Annotated in this window: 14 protein-coding genes and 1 pseudogene; 7 read left to right on the forward strand and 8 right to left on the reverse strand. The window is 73.4% G+C overall.

What is annotated here, in order from left to right; all coding sequences use genetic code 11:
• Window positions 1-343: 343 nt before the first annotated feature.
• Window positions 344-1852, reverse strand: a complete 1509-nt coding sequence (gene crtI / locus LV78_RS05700) for a phytoene desaturase family protein (RefSeq protein WP_253843652.1) — start codon at window positions 1850-1852, stop codon at window positions 344-346.
• A gap of 1 nt (window position 1853) precedes the next feature.
• Window positions 1854-2924, reverse strand: a complete 1071-nt coding sequence (locus LV78_RS05705; RefSeq protein WP_253843653.1) for a polyprenyl synthetase family protein — start codon at window positions 2922-2924, stop codon at window positions 1854-1856.
• A gap of 105 nt (window positions 2925-3029) precedes the next feature.
• Here LV78_RS05705 and LV78_RS05710 point away from each other — a divergent pair, with 105 nt between their 5' ends.
• Complete coding sequence (locus LV78_RS05710; protein WP_253843654.1) at window positions 3030-3920, forward strand: methylenetetrahydrofolate reductase; 891 nt, start codon at window positions 3030-3032, stop codon at window positions 3918-3920.
• Window positions 3921-3963: 43 nt separating this feature from the next.
• Here the strand turns inward: LV78_RS05710 and LV78_RS05715 are convergent, their stop codons facing one another.
• The gene (locus LV78_RS05715) at window positions 3964-4398 is read right to left on the reverse strand and encodes a carboxymuconolactone decarboxylase family protein (protein ID WP_253843655.1); all 435 of its coding nucleotides are present in this window, start codon (window positions 4396-4398) and stop codon (window positions 3964-3966) included.
• A 71-nt stretch (window positions 4399-4469) separates the two neighbouring features.
• Entirely contained in the window at window positions 4470-5123 is a 654-nt protein-coding gene (locus LV78_RS05720; protein WP_253843656.1) for a DUF3153 domain-containing protein, read from the reverse strand.
• Window positions 5124-5311: 188 nt separating this feature from the next.
• On the opposite strand from LV78_RS05720, the gene LV78_RS05725 reads away from it, so the two are divergent.
• Together LV78_RS05725 and LV78_RS05730 are read left to right on the forward strand one after the other, a co-directional pair.
• Window positions 5312-6991, forward strand: a complete 1680-nt coding sequence (locus tag LV78_RS05725) for a DUF885 domain-containing protein (protein ID WP_253843657.1) — start codon at window positions 5312-5314, stop codon at window positions 6989-6991.
• Window positions 6992-7192: 201 nt separating this feature from the next.
• The gene (locus tag LV78_RS05730) at window positions 7193-7816 is read left to right on the forward strand and encodes a CHAP domain-containing protein (protein ID WP_253843658.1); all 624 of its coding nucleotides are present in this window, start codon (window positions 7193-7195) and stop codon (window positions 7814-7816) included.
• A 48-nt stretch (window positions 7817-7864) separates the two neighbouring features.
• Here LV78_RS05730 and LV78_RS05735 read toward each other — a convergent pair whose 3' ends face one another.
• Window positions 7865-8428 carry a GNAT family N-acetyltransferase gene (locus tag LV78_RS05735; protein ID WP_253843659.1) on the reverse strand — a complete coding sequence of 188 codons (564 nt, stop codon included), beginning with the start codon at window positions 8426-8428 and terminating at the stop codon, window positions 7865-7867.
• Window positions 8425-8928, reverse strand: coding sequence for a YbaK/EbsC family protein (locus LV78_RS05740; RefSeq protein ID WP_253843660.1), 504 nt, complete (start codon window positions 8926-8928; stop codon window positions 8425-8427). The genes LV78_RS05735 and LV78_RS05740 overlap by 4 nt, the downstream gene beginning before the upstream one ends.
• Before the next feature lie 309 nt (window positions 8929-9237).
• Between LV78_RS05740 and LV78_RS05745 the strand changes: the two genes are divergently transcribed.
• Entirely contained in the window at window positions 9238-9981 is a 744-nt protein-coding gene (locus LV78_RS05745) for a maleylpyruvate isomerase family mycothiol-dependent enzyme (protein ID WP_253843661.1), read from the forward strand.
• 202 nt (window positions 9982-10183) lie between these two features.
• Here the strand turns inward: LV78_RS05745 and LV78_RS05750 are convergent, their stop codons facing one another.
• Window positions 10184-11779, reverse strand: a complete 1596-nt coding sequence (locus LV78_RS05750; protein WP_253843662.1) for an alkaline phosphatase D family protein — start codon at window positions 11777-11779, stop codon at window positions 10184-10186.
• Between the two features lie 24 nt (window positions 11780-11803).
• Between LV78_RS05750 and LV78_RS05755 the strand changes: the two genes are divergently transcribed.
• From LV78_RS05755 to LV78_RS05765, 3 genes are all read left to right on the forward strand, one after another.
• Window positions 11804-12634, forward strand: a complete 831-nt coding sequence (locus tag LV78_RS05755; RefSeq protein WP_301305842.1) for a VOC family protein — start codon at window positions 11804-11806, stop codon at window positions 12632-12634.
• Between the two features lie 404 nt (window positions 12635-13038).
• Entirely contained in the window at window positions 13039-13677 is a 639-nt protein-coding gene (locus tag LV78_RS05760) for a GntR family transcriptional regulator (protein ID WP_253843664.1), read from the forward strand.
• A 1-nt stretch (window position 13678) separates the two neighbouring features.
• Complete coding sequence (locus tag LV78_RS05765; protein ID WP_253843665.1) at window positions 13679-14674, forward strand: 1-aminocyclopropane-1-carboxylate deaminase; 996 nt, start codon at window positions 13679-13681, stop codon at window positions 14672-14674.
• A 313-nt stretch (window positions 14675-14987) separates the two neighbouring features.
• On the opposite strand, the pseudogene LV78_RS42165 reads toward LV78_RS05765, so the two are convergent.
• Window positions 14988-15353 (reverse strand): annotated as a pseudogene (locus LV78_RS42165) (hypothetical protein); the annotation flags it as partial.
• Window positions 15354-15465: the final 112 nt, after the last annotated feature.

Here is a 15465-nt window from a genome sequence, read left to right on the forward strand (position 1 = left end):
TGACGCGGGTGCGGCTCCGAGGGGGATCTTCGCACGTCGGCGCGGGTGTGACGATGCGCCGCACGGAGTATTCGCGCGCGGTATTCGGGCATTCCGGGCCCGGTTGGGGCGGGTTCGGGCTGGTGGCCCGCGCGAGGTCGCCCGACCGGGCGGTCGCGCGGGACGGGTTCGGAACCGTTCTGGAACCGCTCCGAAGCCGCCCCGAGATCGCTCAGGCGCGACCGGGGCCGCTCCGCGCCGGAACGGGCCCTGACCACCCCCTACGTCCTGGCCCACCCCTCGCCGGGACGGTCCGCGACCGCCCGGCTGAACGGGTGGTCGGGGGGTGGCCTGCGGGATCCGGTCAGCGCCGGGAGACCCGCGCCAGCAGTCCCGCCACCGGGCGCCTGCCCGCCTGCGCGGCCACCCCGGTGATCCGCTGCGCGGCCAGCCTGCCGGACACCAGCACCGGCGGCACGCCGACGCCGGGCGTGGTGCCGCAGCCCGCCAGGACCGCGTTCTCCACCCCGGACACCAGGTTCCTCGGCCGGAACGGCCCGGTCTGGGCGAACGTGTGCGCGGCCGAGAACGGGGTGCCCGCCGCGAGGCCCATCGCGGCCCAGTCCTTCGGCGTCACCAGGCGCTCGACCTCGATCGAGTCGCCGAACCCGGTCAGCCCGCGCCGCTCCAGCTCCGCCACCAGCTCGTCCCGGTAGGCGGGCCCGACCCGTTCCCAGTCGATCCGGCCCGCCCGCAGGTTCGGCGCGGGCGCCAGCACGAACGTCGCCGCGTCCTCCTCCGGCGGCCTGCTGACCAGCAGCGACGGGTCGCTCATCAGCTGACCCCGGTCGATGATCTCGCTGAAGGTCCGGTCCCAGGCCTCGCCGAAGAAGATCGTGTGGTGGGCCAGCTCGTCCCAGCGCCTCCGGGTGCCCGCGTGCAGCACCACCGCCGACGGCGACCAGCGCACCGGCAGCGGCCTGCGCGGCCGGTGGCCCAGCAGCCGGTAGGACACCGGCAGGTCCGGGGTGAGCACGACCGCGTCGCAGGCGATCCGCTCGCCGTGCCCGGTGCGCACCGCCGTGACCCGCCCGCCGATCCGCTCCAGCCAGGCCACCCGCGTGTCGAACCGCAGGTCGGCGCCCGCGTCGACGGCCGCGGCGGCCAGCGCGTCGGGCAGCGCCCGCACCCCGCCGCGCGGGTGGTGCACGCCCGCGATCGTGTCCATGTAGGCGATCACCGCGTACGCGGCCAGCGCCTTGCGCGGCGCGACCCCGGCGTACAGCGACTGGAACGTGAACACCCGGCGCAGCCGCTCGTCCGACACGAACCGGCCCACCGAGGGGTCCAGCCGGGCGAACCCGCCCAGCGACGCCAGCCGCGCGAGCTGCGGCGTGAGCAGGTCCAGCGGCGAGTCGAAGTTCGCGCCGATGAACGCGTCCCGCTCGACCCGGTGCAGCTCGGTCAGCCAGGCCCGCAGCCGCCGGTAGCCGCGCGCCTGCTCGGGGCCAGCGAACCGGCGCACCTCGGCCTCCATCGCCTCGGCGTCGGAGTGCACGTCCAGCACCGAGCCGTCGGCGAAGCGCGCCCGGTAGGCCGGGGTGACCGGGCGCAGGTCCAGGCGCGCGGCGGCGCTCTCGCCGACCGCGTTGAACGCCTCCTCGACCAGTTCCGGCATGGTCAGCACGCTCGGGCCGGTGTCGGCGGTGAACCCGCCCAGCTCCAGCCGCCCCGCGCGACCGCCGGGGGTGGACTCGCGCTCGACGACCGTGACGCGGCGGCCCGCGCCCAGCAGGTGCAGCGCGGCCGAGAGCCCGGCCAGCCCGGCACCGACCACCACGACGTGGTCGGTCCGCCCGGTGACCAGCCGCACCTCAGCTGGTCCGCTTCGTCGCGCTCACGGCCAGCTCCGCCAGCCGCTCGGTGACCGCGCGGTCCGCGACCGGGGCCGCCTCCAGCGCGCGCAGCGCCGAGTCGGTCAGCTCGGTGATCCGCCGCTCGCAGGCGTCCACGGCGCCGACCGCCACCAGTTGCTCGCGCACCACGTCCACCTCCGCGTCACCGAGGTCGGGGCGGCCGAGCGCGCCCTGCAGCGCGTCCGCGCCGTACTCGATCCCCAGCGCCACGAGCAGGGTGCGCTTGCCCTCGCGCAGGTCGTCACCGGCGGGCTTGCCGGTCACCGCCGGGTCGCCGAACACGCCGAGCAGGTCGTCGCGCAGCTGGAACGCCACGCCGATGTCCCGGCCGAACGCGCGCAGACCCTCGATCAGCTCGGCCGAGCCGCCGCCGATGGCCGCGCCCATGTGCAGCGGGCGCTCCACGGTGTAGGCCGCCGTCTTGAGCCGGTCGATGCGCAGCGCGGCGTCCGCCGAGGCGTCGCCGCGCGCCTGGGTCAGCACGTCCAGGTACTGGCCCGCGAGCATCTCGGTGCGCATGTCGCGCCACGGCAGGCTGAGCCGCTGCAGCGCGTCGGTGGGCAGGCCAGCGGCGAACAGCATGTCGTCGGCCCAGGCGAGCGCGACGTCGCCGATCAGCACGGCGGCGGCCAGCCCGAACTGCTCCGGCGAGCTCAGCCAGGAGTTGTCCCGGTGCCGCTCGGCGAACTGCACGTGGATGGTCGGCTTGCCCCTCCGGGTCTCCGACGCGTCCATCAGGTCGTCGTGGATCAGCGCGCAGGCCTGGATCAGCTCCAGCGAGCTGACGGCGGTGAGCACGCGGCCCGCCGACTCGTCGTCCGGGCTGCCGCCCGAGGCCCGCCACCCCCACCAGGCGAAGGTGGGGCGGACGCGCTTGCCGCCGCTGAGCACGAAGTCCGTGAGCCCGTCCACCGCTTCGGTGAAGCTGCGCTCCATGCGCTCGCCGAGCACCCGGCGATCGGCGAGGTAGGCGGCCAGGGCCGAGTCAACGTGCTTGGCCAGGTCGAGGTCGAACGGGTGGAGCGCCACGCGTCTATCGTCACCTCTCCCCGCGCGCGGACGCCAACCGGGGTTCACCTCCCAGCAAGTGAGCAGGGGAGTCCAGGGGGTGGACGTGCCTTTAGGCTTGGTCGCATGACGTCGGTGCTCGAACGCCTCGCGGGGAAGACCCCCGCCTTCTCCGTCGAGTTCTTCCCCCCGCGAGACGCGGCGGACGAGCAGGTGCTGTGGCGCGCCATCCGCGAGCTGGAGGCGCTCGACCCGGCCTTCGTGTCCATCACCTACGGCGCGGGCGGCTCCGGCCGCGACCGCACCATCCGCGCCACCGGGCGGGTCGCGCAGGAGACCACCCTGGTGCCGATGGCGCACCTGACCGCCGTCGACCACTCGGTGGCCGAGCTGCGCAACGTCATCGGCTGGTACGCGGCGGTCGGGGTGCGCAACATCCTGGCGCTGCGCGGCGACCCGCCCGGCGACCCGAACGGCGAGTGGACCGCGCACCCGCAGGGGCTCAACTACGCCGAGGAGCTGGTCCGGCTGTGCCGGGAGCTGGGCGACTTCTGCGTGGGCGTCGCGGCGTTCCCGTACGGGCACCCGCGCTCGGCCGACCTGGACACCGACACCGAGCACCTGGTGCGCAAGCTGCGGGCGGGCGCGGACTTCGCCATCGCCCAGCTGTTCTTCGAGGCGGACGACTTCCTGCGGCTGCGCGACCGGGTCGTGGCGCGCGGCTGCGACGCGGCCCTGCTGCCGGGCCTGATGCCGCTGACCACGCCCAGGACGCTGGCCAAGACCGTGGAGCTGTCCGGCGCCCCGGTGCCGGACTCGGTGGCGCGCGCGCTGGACCCGTTCACCGGCGACGCGGCCGGGTTCCGCCGCGCGGGCGTCGAGCTGGTCACCAGGATGGGGGAGCGGCTGCTGGCCGAGGGCGTGCCGGGGCTGCACTTCTACACGCTCAACCGGTCGAAGGCGACCCGCGAGGTCGTGGCGAACCTGGGCCTCGCGCCCGCCCGCACGACGGCGTGACACCGGGCGTTCCGGGGCGGTGGTCCGCCCCGGAACGCGGTGGTCAGACCAGCTCGCGGTCCTTGCCGGTGTCCAGCGCGACGCCGAGCCGGTTGAGCGAGTTGATGCTGACGATCAGCACCAGCAGGTCGGCCAGCTCCTTCTCGGACCACTGCGCGGCGGCGCGGTCCCACAGCTCCTGCGGCACCCCGTGCTCGCCGAGCCGGGTCACCGCGTCGGTCAGCTCCAGCGCCAGCCGCTCGGCCGGGCTGAAGAACCCGGACTCGCGCCACGCGGAGACCGCGAACAGCCGCTGCGTGCTCTCGCCTGCGGCGATCGCGTCGCTGGAGTGCATGTCCACGCAGAACGAGCAGCCGTTGAGCACCGAGGCGCGCAGCTTGACCAGCTCCATGAGCACGTGGTCGACGTTCCTGCGCGCGTAGCCGTCGAGCTGGAGCAGGAGCTTGTAGGCGTCGGGGGCGATCTCGCCGAAGTTCATCCTCATACCGGGTGGACGAGGGGGTCCCCTGCCGTGTGACAGCGACGCCCGTCACAGCGGGCGGGCCGGGGTCAGGCGACCAGGCTGCGGCGGTGCGAGACGACCGCCATGACCACCACGACGAGCGCCGCGCCGCCGGTCAGGCCCGCCACGAGCATCACCCACGGGAACCACGACTGGGAGTCCGGGCCTGGGTAGCGGACCGTCGCCGTCAGCATCGAGGCCTGGCCGGGCTTCGGGTGCCACGACAGCACCGCGTCCTCCTCCTCGCGGCCGTTGGTGTCCACCACCTCGCCGGGGAAGCTGATCTTGACCTGGATGTCCGCGCGCTCGGCGGGCACCGAGGTCAGGTCCACCGAGCCGGACAGCGTCACCAGCTCGCCGGAGCGGCGGAAGTTCAGCTGGTAGCGGCTGCTCGACGCGCTCGTGGCGGTCGCCAGCGCCTTGACCTCGTCGAAGGTCAGCTTGCTGAACGACAGCTGCGTCCCCGCGTAGCCGTCCGCCTGGTAGGCCTTGGTGGTGACCCGGTCGGACAGCCCGTCCGGCACCTTCAGCTGCGGGCCGACGTCGGCGTCGCCGGTCGGCGGGGTCGCCGCGACGATCTCCCCGGCCACCAGGTCGTCCTGGGACAGGGCCATCGCCGCGTGCAGCCGCACGCAGCCCGACAGCGAGAACGCCGCGAGCAGCAGGATCACGGGAAGGAGGAGCGCGGAGGCCCTGGGCACGCGGGCAATCCTGCCGGCAGCCGCGCGCGGGAGCCCGTGCGCACCACCGGTCGGGCGGTCGCAAGTTCGGCACACCGGTCACGCAAGGCCACCGCGTCCGTCCCGACGACCCGGTCCTGTTCACCCGTCCACCCCAATCCGGTCACGCAGTGCGATAACCCGGTGGTGGCTCCGGGTAGGTTCGACGCATGTCATCGACCTCCGCAGGTGTGCACGCGGTCAGCAACCGCTACGTCGCCGACTACGCCGCCGCCGACCCGCTCCTGGCCACCCAGACCGGCATCCCCGGTCACGACGACCGGCTGACCGACTACTCCCCGCAGGGCCACGCCGCCCGCGAGGAGCTGACCCGCCGCGCCGTGCGCGAGATCGAGGCCGCCGAGCCCGCCGACGCCTCCGAGACCGTCGCCAAGGCGGTCTTCCTGGAGCGCACCGCCGTCGACCTGGACCTCTACGACGCGGGCGCCCACCAGTCGGACCTGAACGTCATCGCCAGCCCGGTGCAGGCCCTGCGCGAGGCCTTCGACCAGATGCCCACCGCCACCGAGCAGGACTGGGCGGTCATCGCCAAGCGCCTGGCCGCCATGCCCGAGGCCGTCGCGAACCTGCGCGCGGGTCTCGGCCGGTCCGCCGACGAGGGCCGGGTCGCCGCGCTGCGCCAGGTCACCAAGGTCGCCGAGCAGTGCGACACCTGGTCGGGCCGCGCCACCGGCCGCTCGTTCTTCGCCGACCTGATCGCGCCCGCCCCCGAGGACCGGGCGCTGCGCACCGACCTGGAGGCCGGGGCGCGCGCGGCGGGCGAGGCGTACGCCGACCTCGCCGAGTTCCTGCGCTCCGAGCTCGCCCCCAAGGCGCCGACCAAGGACGCGGTCGGCGAGGAGGCGTACCGGCTCAAGTCGCGCTTCTTCACCGGCGCGAAGCTCGACCTGGCCGAGGCCTACGCCTGGGGCTGGGAGGAGTTCTCCGGCATCGAGGCCGAGATGCGCGAGGTCGCGGGCCGCATCAAGCCCGGCGCCACGATCGCCGAGGCCGCCGCCGCGCTCGACGCCGACCCGCGCTACCGGGTGACCGGCCAGGACGGGCTGCGGGAGTGGATGCAGGGGCTGTCCGACGCGGCGCTCGCCGACGTGCGCGGCAAGCACTTCGACCTGCCCGACGAGCTGATGGCCCTGGAGTGCCGGATCGCCCCGCCCGGCGGCGGCGTCGGCGCGTACTACACCAGCCCCACCCCGGACTTCTCCCGCCCCGGCCGCATGTGGTGGTCCGTGCCCGCCGACCGGCAGGAGTTCTCCACCTGGCGCGAGGTCAGCACCGTCTACCACGAGGGAGTCCCCGGCCACCACCTGCAGATCGCCACGGCGGTCTACCAGGCCGAGAAGCTCAACGACTTCCAGCGCCTGATGTGCTGGATCTCCGGCCACGGCGAGGGCTGGGCCCTGTACGCCGAGCGGCTCATGCGCGAGCTGGGCTACCTCGGCGACCCCGGCGACCTGCTCGGGATGCTGGACTCGCACCTGTTCCGCGCCGCCCGCGTGATCGTCGACATCGGCATGCACCTGGAGCTGGAGATCCCGAAGGGCACCGGCTTCCACGAGGGCGAGCGGTGGACGCCGGAGCTGGGCCTGGAGTTCATGCTCACCCGCACCATCACCGACCCCGCGCACGTGCACGACGAGATCGACCGCTACCTCGGCTGGCCCGGCCAGGCCCCGGCGTACAAGCTCGGCGAGCGGCTGTGGCTGGCCGCCCGCGAGGACGCCCGCGCCCGGCACGGGGCCGCGTTCGACCTCAAGCGGTTCCACCAGGAGGCGCTGGAGATGGGCTGCATGGGCCTGGACACCCTGCGCGAGCGGCTCGCCGCCCTCTGACGCCCGGTCGTGCGAGGCCCGGTCGTTCACGTCGCGTTCGCTGAGGTCTGCCCCTCAGGGCCTGGCGTGACCGGGCCCGCATCAGGTATCCACGAACGTGCGGCGCGGAGCACGTCCGCGCCGCACCGCCCGGTCGACCGGGTGACGCGGGTCCACGGCGGGAGCGTCCGCGCCGCCCGTGGCGCGTCAGGAGGGGGAACGATGTCCAGACGGGGTGTCCGCGCGGCGCTGGGGGCCGTGCTGGCTTCCGCCGCGCTGCTGGGTGCCGTCGCGGTGCCCGCGCAGGCCGCGCCGGGCGAGCTGGAGCAGTGGCGGGTCCGGCAGGAGATCGTCGACAAGGCGATGGCCGAGGTCGGGCAGCGCGAGAGCGGGCCCGAGCTGTACCCCGAGCGCTACCAGCAGGTCGACTCCGCCGTCATGCGCCCCGCGCAGTGGTGCGGGGTGTTCGTGAACTGGGCGTGGACCGTGGGCGGGGTGAAGGACCGGCCCGCCATGCGGCCCGCTCCCGGCTCGTCCGGCCTCGACCAGGGGCACTGGGCGACCTACTGGCAGAAGTGGGCGCGGGAGAACGGCAAGTGGCGCGACATCTCCGAGCGGAACGTGGAGATGGGCGACGTCGTGGTGTTCGGGCAGTACCCGTCGATGTTCGCGCACGTCGGGCTGGTCGTTGAGGTCCGCTACGACGACAGCGGCCTCAAGGCCACGCACGTGCGCACCGTCGAGGGCAACTACGGCGACCGGGTGGCCTACACCCGGTGGCGCAAGATCGACGGGTTGAGCGCGGGCTTCGGCCGACCGGCCAGCGGGTTCGTCTCGCCGTTCTAGTCCGACCGCGACGGGCTCCCCTTTTTCCCAGGGGGAGCCCGTCGCGCGTCAGTCGACGGGCAGCTCGCGGCCGAGCACCGCGAACGGGCGCGGGTCGCCGGTGAACTGGTAGTGCCGCAGCACGTCCACGAAGCCCACCCGCCGGTACAGCTTCCACGCCCGGCTGGTGCCCTCCGGCGTCGACAGCAGCACGCGCGGGCTGGACACGCCCGCCAGCAGCTCCCGCAGCAGCGCCTCGCCGATGCCCGCGCCCTGCGCGCTGGGCAGCACGTGCAGCTCGGTCAGCTCGAAGTAGTCGCTCATCCACTCCTGCGCCGAGGCCGGGCCGGACACCAGGGTCAGGCCGTGCCGCACCTGCTCGTGCCACCACTGGCCGGACGCCCCGTGGTAGCCGTAGCCGACGCCGACCAGCTCGTCCTCCTCGCCGAGCGCCAGCACGCAGCGCCAGCCGGGGCGGGTCATGTGCGACATCCACATCGGGGCGCGCTGCTCGGCGGTGCCCCTCGGGTAGCGCATGGCGTTCACGTACAGCGACAGCGCCTCGGGCAGCCGCGCGGTCAGGTCGGCGGGGGAGGCCTCGACCAGCTTGCGGGCCGGCGGGAGCGCGGTCACCTGGCCACCTCGGCGGGGGCGCCACCGGTCAGCGCGACCAGGCCGTCGAACGTCGTGGGGAAGACCGCGTGCGGGTGGCCCGCCGCCGCCCACACCACCTCGTGCTCCCGCAGCGCCACGTCCACGAGGGTGCGCAGCGGGGCCGGGTGCCCGACGGGCGCGACCCCGCCGATGACCTGGCCGGTGTGCTCGCGGACGAACGCCGGGGTGGCCCGCTCGACCGAGTCCGCGCCGACCAGCTCCGCCAGCAGCGCGGTGTCGGCGCGGTGCGCGCCGGAGGTCAGCGCGAGCAGCGGGGTGGCGACGCCGTCGGTGACGGCGGCGAAGACCAGGCTGTTGGCGATCGCGCCGACGGGCACGCCGACCGCCTCGGCGGCCTCGGCGGCGGTGCGGACCGCGTCCGCCAGCACGCGGATGCCCCGCGAGGAATCGGGGTGGCCGGACTCGTCCAGCACTGCGGCGACCTTGGCGATGCCGGGGTGGTCGTGGGGTGCGCTCACCTGTTCATGAGACCACGCCCGGCCGGGTTGTTGAGTGCCGGGCCGACGCGCTACGCTGATCACGTTCGAACACGTGTTCGAGCGATGCCCTGACGTGGGGGCGGGGGAAGCGCCCCCACGTCAGGCGCTGCGCCGCGAAGCGGCGCAGACGCCCAACTGCTGCACCACGCCCCTCACTGCCACCGGATGCCCTTGGTCTCTTCCTCGGTCCCGCAGACATCTTTTCCCCGGTCCCACCCCCAACGCCCCCTGTTCCCCCCTCATCCCCGCCCCTCCCACCGGGCGACAACCACGCGCGAAGGGCGGCCCGTGAGCCGAGGACTCCTGGGGTACGGGCAGCACATCGACGTCGTGGAACGGGAAACAGCACTGCTGGCGGTCGCCGCGCGCGGCAGACCCGAGCTCCAGGTCCCCGCCTGCCCAGGCCTCAACCTCGGCGAGACCGCCCGACACGTCGGCAGCACCCAGCGCATGGTCCTGGCCCGCGTCGACGGCTCATCCCAGTGGCAGCACGAGCCCACCCCCGACCAGGACCTGCCCACCTACCTCCTCCAGGGCCTGACCCCGCTGCTCGAAGCACTGCGCGCCTCCGACCCGGCCGAACCGTGCGACACCTGGTCCCCACCCCGGCGCGACATCGCCTTCTGGGCCCGCAGGCTCGCCCACGAGGCGACCGTGCACCGGATGGACGCGCAAGCCGCGGCCGGGATCGACCTGGACCCGGTCGCCGACGACCTCGCCCTCGACGGGATCGACGAGGTGCTGTCGCTCTGGCTGGGCCACCGCCTGGACGTGCTGGGCGTGCGCGGGACGCGGGAGGGCTCGGTGCTGCTGCGGGCAGGCGCCCACGCCTGGCTGGCCAGAACCGGCCCCGACCCGGCCACCTACCACCTCGCGCGGCCGGGGGAGCGCGGCGACGGGGTCGTGACCGGGACGCCGACCGCGCTGTACCGCTGGCTGTGGGGCCGCGTGCCCGACCGCGAGGTGGCCCCCAGGGGCGACCGGGACGCGATCGCGCAGCTGTGGGCGCTGCTGCGCCTGGCCACGAAGTAGGCGCGCCCCCTCGGATCGCCGGTCCGGAAAGCCGAAGGCCCGCGCTCCCCACCGGGAAGCACGGGCCTCGTCCCACGCCGACCTGCTCGCGCCTGTCAGCTCATGCCAGACCTGGTCGCGCCCGTCAGCTCACACCTGACCTGCTCGCACCAGACCTGCTCACGCCTGACCTGCTCACATCCGCCAGCTCACATCCGCCAGCTCACAGCTCCAGGTCGGCGACCTCGGTGAGCTTCTCGGCCTCCTTGGCCGTCTCCAGCCGGAACCGGGCCTTCCTGCCCTCGATCCGCAGCTGCCCCACCGAGTTCCCGAAGTGCGGGCCGCTCTCCCGGCGCCACGCCAGCGGGTCCTGCGAGATGCCCTGCCGGTCGGCGCGCTTCCGCAGCCACCGGGTGACCGGCTTGGTCCAGAACAGCGCGAACGCGGGCCGGAAGAACCACGGCGGGTCGTTGTGCACCGGCGAGCACACCAGCTGGTAGATCGCCGAGTCGGTCGGCTTCGGGTACTCCGCGCGCACCGCGTAGCTGTGGTGCACGTCCCCGGACAGCACGCAGATCTTCGCGGGCGCCTCCGCGCCCGTCCCGATCCGCGCGATCAGCTTCGACAGCCGCTCGAACGAGGCCCGGAACGCGGGCCAGTGCTCCAGGTCGGCGACCTGCCTGACCTTCTCGCCCAGCGCGCCCCGCCAACCCGGCTGGGCGGCGGCGTGCTCGTTGAGCGACTGCAGGTGGCTCAGGCCGTGCGGCATCAGCCAGGGCAGCGACGAGCCGATCAGCAGGTGGTCGAAGTCGCCCTCGGCGTTGCGCTCGATCCAGTCGAACTCGTCGTTGCTGATCATCAGCCGGTCGCCGTCGAGGATGCGCCCGCAGCGGGTGTCGATCACCAGCAGCCGCACCCGGCCGAAGTCGCGCCGGTAGCTCCACCAGGTCGACTTGCGCCCGTCCAGCTCGGCGTCGGCGGCCTCGGCGAACTCCTCCAGCAGGTGCTGGGTGTCGCCCTCGGCCGAGGTGACCTTGCCGAACAGGTCGTCCTGGGCCAGCGTGTCCGGGTCGAGGTTGCCGAGCTGCTGGTAGACCCAGTACGAGGCCAGGCCCGCGCGGATGCGCTCCGGCCACCACGGCTTGCGGGCCATCTGCTCGCGCCACGTGCGGGAGGTGTTCCAGTCGTCGCGCACGTCGTGGTCGTCGAAGATCATCGAGGTGGGGACGGTGGACAGCAGCCAGCGGATCTCCGGGTCGCCCCAGGTCTCGTGGTACAGCTCGGCGTACTCGCGGAACTCCACCACCTCGCCCTTGGGCTCGCGCCCGTCCCTGCGCTCCGCCAGCCACTCCTTGATCCGAGGGGTGGGCTCGTCGGCGTAGACCTGGTCGCCGAGCAGCAGCAGCGCGTCCGGCCACTCCTCGACGGGCTGGTCCTTCATGCGCAGCGCGAAGGCGTCGAGCGCGTCAGGACCGAGCTTGTCGGCCTTGCGCCCGTCGTGCTTGGCGGCTCGGCAGGAGCCGAACACCAGGTTGTGGGTGTTGTCGTCGGGGGATTTGGTCCGGATCACGCAGGGCGGGAACGGCGAGTCGGGCTCAGGCCAGGCCTGCGTCCCGTCGAGGGCGACCTCGTAGGGGGTGGTCGTGCCGGGAACGAGGTCCCGGACGACGACGAGCGCGAAGTGCTGCTCGCCGACCTGGAAAGTCCGTGCCGAGTGACCGGCGACGGTCACCTCGCAGGAAGAATCGGTTTCCACCCAGACGGTCGCCGAGGAACCGTTCACGTGCCGCAGCACCGGGCCGAGAACCAGTTGCGCCATGATCGGAGAGGCTACCGTCGGGCGATGTCAACTACATGGTGCAGCGTTGTTGTTGATGCGCGGGATCACAGGGCTTTGGCCGGTTTCTGGTCGGAACTGCTCGGCGTTCCCGGTCCAGGGGGAGCCGTTTCGCCCGTTTCGCCGGTTTTGCTGGACGATGCGGTAGCGCCCGGTTCACCGGCTGTTGGCGGTGACGAGGGTTCGGTGAACTCTGCGGTCCCCGCGCCTCCCGCGCCCTCCACCTCTCCGCCGGACGAGTCGGTGCTGGACGTCGAGGGCCTGGAACTGCTGTTCGGGGTGGGCGTGGACGCGAAGGTCGAGAAGAACCGCGTGCACCTGGACGTGAACAGCCGGAGCGCGGAGCACCAGGCCGAACTGGTCGACCGGGCCCTGGCCCTGGGCGCGGCCCGCGCGGACATCGGCCAGCGCGACGTCCCGTGGGTGGTCCTGACCGACCCGGAGGGCAACGAGTTCTGCGTCCTGGACCCGAGGGACGGCTACGCGACAGCGGGCCCACTGGCGGCGGTGGTGTGCGACGCCCACACCCCGACCACCCAAGCCCGCTTCTGGTCGGCCGCGACGGGCCTGGAGGTGTTCCGGACGCACGAGAAGTTCGCGTCCCTGAAGCCGGAGCGCGGCCCGTGGCTGGAGTTCGTGCGCACGGACGACCGGAAGCGCTCCAAGCTGCGCGTCCACCTGGACGTGGCTCCCGGCGTGGACGACGCCACCGGCTCCGAGGTCGACCGCCTGCTGGCCCTGGGCGCGGCCCACGTGGACATCGGTCAGCGCGACGTCCCGTGGGTGGTCCTGACCGACCCCGAGGGCAACGAGTTCTGCGTCCTGACCCCGAGGTGACCACCCCGCCTACCTGGTAGTCCGCCTCCGGCCTCCTCCAGCCGAGGGCTCCAAGCGCCCCGCCGTGCCCGCCCCCGGCGGTACCCGCCTGCCCGCCCACTCGCCTGCTCGCCCGCCTGCCTGCTTTCTTGCCCGCTCGCTCGCCCTCCCGCTCACCCAGGTTCGCCTCCCTGCCCGTCCGTTTCTCCGCCCTCCCGCCCGCCTGCTCGCTCGCCCACTTGCCCTCCCGCTCGCCCACTCGCCCTACTGCCCGCCCGCTCACCCTGCCGCCGGTGCGCTCCAACGCCCTCCCGCTCGTCCTGCCGCCTGTGCTCTCCAGCGCCTACCTACCCGCCCACCCACCCACCTGCTCGCTCTCTCGCTTTGCTCTATCGCTCGTGCCCCGCACTCCCTATAGTGCCGATATGCAATATATTGGCCGCGCCCTCTATCGGGACCAGGCGTTGTCGGCGATCCGTGAGGCGATCATGGTCGGCGATCTGGCCCCCGGCGCGCCGATTCGCGACGTCGAGCTGGCCGAACGGCTCGGGTTGTCGCGGACTCCGGTGCGGGAGGCGTTGGCGCGGTTGACCGACGAGGGCCTGGTCGAGTCGAAGCCGCACAGCTACACGCGGGTCACCGAGCTGAGCACGTCGGCGGTCCGGGACGCGCACGCCGTCGTCCAGGCCATGCACGCCCTCGCGGTCCGCCTGGCCGTCCCGCTCATGGACGCGGGCGACCTCGACGCGATGCGCTCGGCGAACACCCGGTTCGCGTCGGCCCTGGTCGACGGCGACGTGGCCGCCGCGCTGGCGGCCGACGACGAGTTCCACGACGTCGCGGTGCGGCGCAGCGGCAACTTCGCCGTCGTCGCCACGATCGAGCGCTACACCCCGCTGGTGCGCCGCCTTGAGCGGCTGCGGTTCGGCACCCCGCCAGGTCGTCACTCCGTGGCGATGCACGAAGAGATCATCGCCGCCTGCGCGGCCCCGGACGCCGACCTCGCCGCCGTGCTGGTCGAGCGCAACTGGGCGACGCTGGCGGACCTGCTCGAGGAGGACTGACGTGGCACTGGACGACTTCAGCCGCTTCCCGCTGACCTTCGGCCCGTCGCCGGTCCACCCGCTGGAGCGCCTGACCGCGCACCTGGGCGGCGCGCGGGTGTGGGCCAAGCGCGAGGACTGCAACTCCGGCCTCGCCTACGGCGGCAACAAGACCAGGAAGCTGGAGTACCTGGTCGCCGACGCCCTGGCGCAGGGCTGCGACACCCTCGTCTCCATCGGCGGTGTGCAGTCCAACCACACCCGCCAGGTAGCAGCCGCCGCCGCACGCGCCGGACTCCAGTGCGTGCTGGTGCAGGAGAGCTGGGTCGACTGGCCGGACGCGGTGTACGACCGGGTGGGCAACATCCTGCTGAGCAGGCTCATGGGCGCCGACGTCCGCCTGGTCGAAGCGGGCTTCGGCATCGGCGTGAAGCCCGCGTGGGAACAGGCCGTGGACGACGTGCGAGCCCGAGGCGGCAAGCCCTACGCCATCCCCGCAGGCGCCTCGGACCACCCGCTGGGCGGCCTCGGCTTCGCGGGCTGGGCGGCCGAGGTCGACCGCCAGGAGAAGGAGTTGGGCGTCCACTTCGACACGATCGTGGTCTGCTCCGTCACCGGCAGCACCCAGGCGGGGATGGTCGCGGGCTGGGCGGGCACCGGCAGGCGGATCATCGGCATCGACGGCTCGGCCAAGCCCGAGGAGACCAAGGACCAGGTCACCAGGATCGCGAAGAACACCGCGTCCCTGCTGGGCGTGGAGGTGGCGGACGACGAGGTCATCCTCGACGAGCGCTTCCACGAGGGCATCTACGGCGTGCCGGGCGAGTCCACCACCGAGGCCATGAAGCTGGGCGCACGCCTGGAAGGCATGATCACCGACCCCGTGTACGAGGGCAAGTCCCTGGCAGGCCTGGTCGAACTGGTCTCCACCGGCGAAATCCCGAAGGACTCCACAGTCCTCTACGCCCACCTGGGCGGCCAACCCGCCCTGAACGCCTACAGCAGCCTCTTCCGCTAACCACCACCCCTCCGCCGACAACCACCACCCCAGCGATCACCGCCAACCAAGCCACCACCGATGACTGGCACACCTCCCTGCCAGTCCCCGCCGACGCCCCGACTGCCCTCGGGGCGTCGGCGCCACGGCACGAACCGCGACCTGGCAGTCGCACCACGACGCGCCCCACGGTGGCTGCCCGGCACGACCCAGCGGTGGTATCCGCTGTGGTCCTGGCCGCCTGGCCGCCTGGCCGCCTGGCCGCCTGGCCGCCTGGCCGCCTGGTGACCGACTGCCGGTGACCGGCTGCCGGTCGCCGGTCACCTGTCACCGGTCAGGCTCGTAGCCGGAGCCCCTTCGGAGTCGCCCGGAACCCCGCTTCCTGGAGCACACCTGCCAGTTTTGAACCCAATGCCACCTCCCCATCCGCCCGCTGCACGGACAACTGCCCGAGCCACCCGTCACGCACCGCCCGGCTCAACCCCTGCGCCGCGGCACGCAAGGGCTCGTCCTCCTCGGTGAACGACAGCAGCGACTTCCCGCCCCGCTCGACGTACAGCACGGCCTCCCCGTCGACGAGCACGGCCAACGCCCCCGCCTTGCGCCCCGGCCGGTGCTTGCCACCACCAACCTGCTCCGGCCACGACAGCGCCGCCCCGTACGGCTGCGCCGGATCCGCCGCCGCCAGCACCACGGCGGTCGGACCTGACCGTGTCGAACCCCCTGGCCGCACCGGACCGCCCCAGCCCGCTGAACCGGCGAACCCCGCCGAACCAGCGAACCCCGCCGAACCGGCAGGCCCAACCGAACCG

It is taken from the genome of Actinosynnema pretiosum, from assembly GCF_024171695.1.
GTDB lineage: Bacteria > Actinomycetota > Actinomycetes > Mycobacteriales > Pseudonocardiaceae > Actinosynnema > Actinosynnema pretiosum.

Bases quoted from the DNA above. Each gene is read 5' to 3' on its own strand.
- LV78_RS05710 (WP_253843654.1), top strand. From the start codon at position 3,030: ATGACGTCGGTGCTCGAACGCCTCGCGGGGAAGACCCCCGCCTTCTCC.
- LV78_RS05715 (WP_253843655.1), bottom strand. From the start codon at position 4,398: ATGAACTTCGGCGAGATCGCCCCCGACGCCTACAAGCTCCTGCTCCAG.
- LV78_RS05725 (WP_253843657.1), top strand. From the start codon at position 5,312: ATGTCATCGACCTCCGCAGGTGTGCACGCGGTCAGCAACCGCTACGTC.
- LV78_RS05730 (WP_253843658.1), top strand. From the start codon at position 7,193: ATGTCCAGACGGGGTGTCCGCGCGGCGCTGGGGGCCGTGCTGGCTTCC.
- LV78_RS05750 (WP_253843662.1), bottom strand. From the start codon at position 11,779: ATGGCGCAACTGGTTCTCGGCCCGGTGCTGCGGCACGTGAACGGTTCC.
- LV78_RS05755 (WP_301305842.1), top strand. From the start codon at position 11,804: ATGTCAACTACATGGTGCAGCGTTGTTGTTGATGCGCGGGATCACAGG.
- LV78_RS05760 (WP_253843664.1), top strand. From the start codon at position 13,039: ATGCAATATATTGGCCGCGCCCTCTATCGGGACCAGGCGTTGTCGGCG.